Source organism: Micromonospora sp. NPDC049089, assembly GCF_040648775.1.
Lineage (GTDB): Bacteria > Actinomycetota > Actinomycetes > Mycobacteriales > Micromonosporaceae > Micromonospora.
In genome coordinates, this window is sequence record NZ_JBEZEH010000320.1 from 1 (window position 1) to 4,940 (window position 4,940).

The following is a 4,940-nucleotide window of genomic DNA, read 5'->3' on the forward strand; positions in this document are numbered from 1 at the left end:
CCCTGCACCACCCTGGTCCGCCGGCACCCCCCGGGGACAAACAAGGACACCTTCGGCCCCCCCACCCACAACACAACCCCCCACAGGGGAGCACCGGCCACCCCCCGCCGGCGGCGCGTGGGCGCCGCCGGCGGGATGCCCGGAATGTGGCAATCCATCGATAGTCCTCAACGGACAGTCTGCCGCCGACAGTGCACTTAGGAAGTCCTGTCGGGTGGCAAACCGGCAAATCCTGGACGCCGGGTGCGCAAAGTGGCAGCGTAGTGGCCATGGCGGATTCCGGAGTCAACCCTACGGCGGCGGCCCTTCTCGGCCTCCTCCACGAGGGCCCGATGACAGGCGGTCAGTTGATGGCCGCCGCTGAGCGCCGTCTGGCGCCGTACTGGTCGATGACCCGCAGTCAGGTGTACCGCGAGTTGCCGGTGCTGGCTGAGCGGGGTTACGTGCGGCTCGGCAAGCCGGGCCCGCGGATGAGCCAGCCCTACGCACTCACCGCCAGCGGAAAACGGACGTTTTCCCGCTGGCTCGCGGAGAACCCGGGGCGGGACACCATCCGCAACCCGATAGCGCTCCGGATGGCGTTCGGCAACCTGCACTCCGCCAGCCAGCTGAAGGGCCTTTACGCCTCGGCCAACGAATACCACACCGAGGCCCTCGCCCAGGTGCGGGAGCAGGTGAAGAACGCCAAACGGGACGGCGAGACGTACGACGCCAGCGCGCTGGAGTTCGCCGTCGCCTACCACCGGGCGGCCCTGTCGTGGTTGAAGTCCGCCCCCGTCGGGTGATGGTCGGCGGGTTCGCGCATAGGGAACGAGCTGCTCCGCTCCCGACGCAGTACGCTTGTCTGTCGTGACCGCTGCCGATTACGCCGAACAGCTCAAGGAACTCGACGCGACCCTGCGAAACATCGAGGCCGTCCTCAACCTCGACCGGCTCCACGAGGACAAGGCCCGCCTGGAGCAGGAGGCCTCCGCCCCCGATCTGTGGGACGACCAGGCCAAGGCCCAGCAGGTGACCTCGCAGCTGTCGTACGTCAACGGCGAGATCAGCAAGCTGGGCAGCCTGCGCTCCGGGCTCGACGACGCCCAGGTGCTGCTGGAGCTGGCCGAGGCCGAGGCCGACCCGGGTGTGCTGACCGAGGTCGAGTCGGAGATCACCGGGCTGACCAAGGCCATCCAGGAGATGGAGGTCCGCACCCTGCTCTCCGGCGAGTACGACTCCCGGGAGGCGCTGGTCGCCATCCGGGCCGGCGCGGGTGGCGTGGACGCCGCGGACTTCGCCGAGATGCTGCTGCGGATGTACCTGCGCTGGGCGGAGCGGCACGGCTACCCCACCGAGGTCTACGAGACGTCGTACGCCGAGGAGGCGGGCCTGAAGTCGGCCACCTTCGCGGTGAAGGTGCCGTACGCGTACGGCACGCTCAGCGTCGAGTCGGGCACGCACCGGCTGGTCCGGATCAGCCCGTTCGACAACCAGGGCCGTCGGCAGACCAGCTTCGCGGGTGTCGAGGTTCTGCCGGTCACCGAACAGACCGACCACATTGACATCCCGGAGAACGAGGTTCGGGTCGATGTCTACCGCTCCTCCGGGCCGGGTGGGCAGAGCGTCAACACCACCGACTCGGCGGTGCGCCTGACGCACATTCCGACGGGCATCGTGGTGACCTGCCAGAACGAGAAGTCCCAGTTGCAGAACAAGGCCTCCGCGCTGCGGGTGCTTCAGGCCCGGCTCCTGGAGCGCAAGCGCCAGGAGGAGGAAGAGAAGATGGCCGGCCTCAAGAGCGGCGGCACGAGCTCGTGGGGCGACCAGATGCGCTCCTACGTCCTGCACCCGTATCAGATGGTGAAGGATCTCCGAACCGAGCAGGAGACCGGCAATCCGAGCGGGGTCTTCGACGGCGACCTCGACGATTTCATCGAGGCCGGCATCCGTTGGCGCAAGCAGCGTCAACTCGCCAACGACACTGCGTGACGGCTCGCGGGCGGAGCGCGTCATCGATCTCCAGGTAGAGGCCTGATTCGACGACGCGCGCCGGATCTGTGGGGCGTGGGGCTTGGCTCAGTTGTTACACCGCGTAGACTCACCACCCGTGATTCAGCTTGAGCAAGTGACGAAGACGTACCCGAAGGCGTCCCGGCCTTCGCTCGACAACGTGTCCGTCTCGATCGAGAAGGGCGAGTTCGTCTTCTTCATCGGTCCATCCGGCTCCGGCAAGTCCACGATCATCAAAATGCTGCTGCACGAGGTGGCCCCCAACAAGGGGCGCGTCGTCGTCAACGGCAAGGACGTCACGTCGATGCGCTCCTGGAAGCGACCCCACTTCCGGCGCTCGATCGGCTGCGTCTTCCAGGACTTCCGGTTGCTGCCCAACCGCACCGCCTACGAGAACGTGGCGTTCGCCCTCGAGGTGATCGGCAAGACGAAGGCGGTTGCCCGCCGGGTCGTGCCGGAGGTGCTGGAGCTGGTCGGGCTCGGTGGCAAGGAGCATCGCTACCCGCACGAGCTCTCCGGTGGTGAGCAGCAGCGGGTCGCCGTCGCCCGGGCGTTCGTGAACCGTCCGCTGATCCTGCTGGCGGACGAGCCCACCGGAAACCTGGACCCGGACACCTCGATCGAGATCATGCGTCTGCTGGACCGGATCAATCGCACCGGCACGACCGTCGTGATGGTCACCCACGACTCCAACATCGTGAACCAGATGCGCCGCCGCGTCGTTGAGATTGAGAGCGGTCGCATCGTGCGTGACCAGGCCCGCGGCGTCTACGGGTGAGCCGGCGCTCCACCCCTGCGCAGCCTGACGACGAACACCTCATGCCGGAGACCCGGAGGAAACCCCGATGCGCGTGAAATACGTCCTGTCCGAGGTACTGGTCGGACTGTGGCGCAACGTGACCATGTCCATCGCGATGATCATCACGATGGCGGTCTCGCTGACCATGCTCGGCGCCAGCGGTCTGATGTACCGCCAGGTCGACGACATGAAGGACCTCTACTACAAGAACATCCAGGTCTCGATCTTCATGGAGCAGGAGGTCAGCGAGCAGCAGCGCACCGACCTGCAGACCAAGCTCGACGGCGACCCCCTGGTCAAGGAGGTCATCTACGTCGACAAGGCCCAGGCGTACGAGCGCTTCAAGTCGATGTACCAGGACGCGCCGGATCTGGTCAACGCGGTCAAGCCGGACCAGCTGCCCGAGTCCTTCCGACTCACACTGAACAATCCGGAGCAGTACAAGAACGTCTACGACCAGTACAAGGACACGGAGGGTGTCGAGGAGATCGTCGACCAGAGTCGACTGCTCGACAAGATCTTCAACATCCTCACCGCGATTCAGAACATCGCCCTGGCCGCCGCCATCGTGATGGCGGTCGCCGCACTGCTGCTCGTCGCGAACACCATTCAGGTGGCCGCGTACAGCAAGCGGCGTGAGGTGGCGGTCATGAAGCTGGTCGGCGCGTCCAACTGGTTCATCCAGGCGCCGTTCGTGCTGGAGGCCGTGGTGGCCGGCCTGATCGGTTCACTGCTCGGTCTGGTGGCCCTGGTCGCGGCGAAGTATCTGCTCTTCGACGGGTCGCTGAGCGCGTTGCAGGGTCTGCTCTCGCCGATCACCTGGGGCGACATCCTGTTCATCTTCCCGCTGATGGCCGGCGTCGGTGGTCTGGTCAGCGCGGGCACCGCCTGGATCACCCTGCGCTTCTACCTGCGGGTCTAGGCACCGTACGGGTCGTCCCGTGGTCTCCCGAGGACCCTCCCGCAGCCGGAAATAAACGGCGCGGGAGGGTCCTTGTGATTCGGGTAGCATGATCGGTTGTCCGGCCGGGGTGAGCCCGGCCGCGGACGCCAGGAGAGGGGGTGGCACCGATGCCACGGGAAAAGGGGCGCAAGGTGGTCGCCTCCAACAAGAAGGCGCGTCACGACTACGCCATCTTCGACACGTACGAGGCGGGCATGGCGCTGACCGGCACCGAGGTCAAGTCGCTGCGGGCCGGGCGAGCGTCACTTGTCGACGCGTTCGCGCAGGAACGTGACGGCGAGTTGTTCCTGCACGCGATGCACATCCCGGAGTACACCCAGGGCACCTGGACCAACCATGAGCCCCGGCGTACCCGCAAGCTGCTGCTCAACCGGGGCGAGATCGACAAGCTCCTCGGCAGGACCCGCGAGGGCGGCTTCACCATCGTCCCGTTGCAGGTCTACTTCTCGGACGGCTGGGCCAAGGTCGAGATCGCCCTGGCCAAGGGCAAGAAGTCGTACGACAAGCGCCAGGATCTCGCCAAGCGCGACGCGGACCGGGAGATCGCCCGGGTGTCCGGTCGACGCGGCAAGGGAATGGACGACTAGTTCATCCTGTTTGTCCGGGTCGGCGCGCCGGCCCGGGGCTCGGGATGAAAGCTGTTGCGGCAGGCGTTAGTCTTGTCAGTGCCGCCACATCGGCGGCCTGTCGAGGGGGTGACTGGTTTCGACTTCGTACGCAGCGACAGGGGAAGCGAGCCGAGGAAGCCGACGTCGTCTCGAGAATCGGTCGTCGGAAACTTATAAGCGCCAAGCAAAATCGCGCTGACTTCGCTCTCGCCGCCTGAGGCGAGTAGCTAAGTCTGTCGGCCTGGGAACGCCTTCGTCCCAGTAGCCGGCATCAGCTAGGAGGCTGGCCAATCGGACCCGGTCGCGGGGTCCGTGCGGCGAGATTAATCAGCGACTGGGCCCGTCACACCAACTTGCTCGCGTGAGCGGTGGGGCCGAGTAGAGGCACAGCGAGCTGCGCTCGGAGAAGCCCTGACAAACCGGCGAAGGACCCGGGTTCGATTCCCGGCACCTCCACCACCTCGAACGAAGCGCCCCGGCCCACCAGCCGGGGCGCGTCGGTGTTCACGGGGTCTTTCGGTCCCTCCCGTGTCCAACCACGCTCGGCGCCGGTGGGTCGGGGCGTCGCCCGGCCCCC

General features: G+C 66.5%; 5 protein-coding genes and 1 other RNA gene. All 6 read left to right on the forward strand.

The window, feature by feature from the left end; genetic code table 11:
* Positions 1-269 precede the first annotated feature (269 nt).
* A complete protein-coding gene (locus AB0B48_RS31900) occupies positions 270-785 on the forward strand; it encodes a PadR family transcriptional regulator (protein ID WP_238666587.1) in 516 nt (171 codons plus the stop codon).
* 64 nt (positions 786-849) lie between these two features.
* Positions 850-1,971 carry a peptide chain release factor 2 gene (prfB, locus tag AB0B48_RS31905; RefSeq protein WP_357208119.1) on the forward strand — a complete coding sequence of 374 codons (1,122 nt, stop codon included), beginning with the start codon at positions 850-852 and terminating at the stop codon, positions 1,969-1,971.
* A gap of 118 nt (positions 1,972-2,089) precedes the next feature.
* Positions 2,090-2,770, forward strand: a complete 681-nt coding sequence (gene ftsE / locus AB0B48_RS31910; protein WP_030331491.1) for a cell division ATP-binding protein FtsE — start codon at positions 2,090-2,092, stop codon at positions 2,768-2,770.
* A gap of 67 nt (positions 2,771-2,837) precedes the next feature.
* The gene (gene ftsX / locus AB0B48_RS31915; RefSeq protein ID WP_112582377.1) at positions 2,838-3,713 is read left to right on the forward strand and encodes a permease-like cell division protein FtsX; all 876 of its coding nucleotides are present in this window, start codon (positions 2,838-2,840) and stop codon (positions 3,711-3,713) included.
* A gap of 149 nt (positions 3,714-3,862) precedes the next feature.
* Complete coding sequence (smpB, locus tag AB0B48_RS31920) at positions 3,863-4,342, forward strand: SsrA-binding protein SmpB (RefSeq protein WP_124854050.1); 480 nt, start codon at positions 3,863-3,865, stop codon at positions 4,340-4,342.
* A 104-nt stretch (positions 4,343-4,446) separates the two neighbouring features.
* Positions 4,447-4,822, forward strand: a transfer-messenger RNA (tmRNA) gene (ssrA, locus tag AB0B48_RS31925).
* The last annotated feature ends 118 nt before the right edge of the window (positions 4,823-4,940 follow it).

What these genes read in the sequence shown, in the direction of transcription:
- ftsX (WP_112582377.1), top strand. Translation starts at nt 2,838, where the DNA reads ATGCGCGTGAAATACGTCCTGTCCGAGGTACTGGTCGGACTGTGGCGC.
- AB0B48_RS31900 (WP_238666587.1), top strand. Translation starts at nt 270, where the DNA reads ATGGCGGATTCCGGAGTCAACCCTACGGCGGCGGCCCTTCTCGGCCTC.
- smpB (WP_124854050.1), top strand. Translation starts at nt 3,863, where the DNA reads ATGCCACGGGAAAAGGGGCGCAAGGTGGTCGCCTCCAACAAGAAGGCG.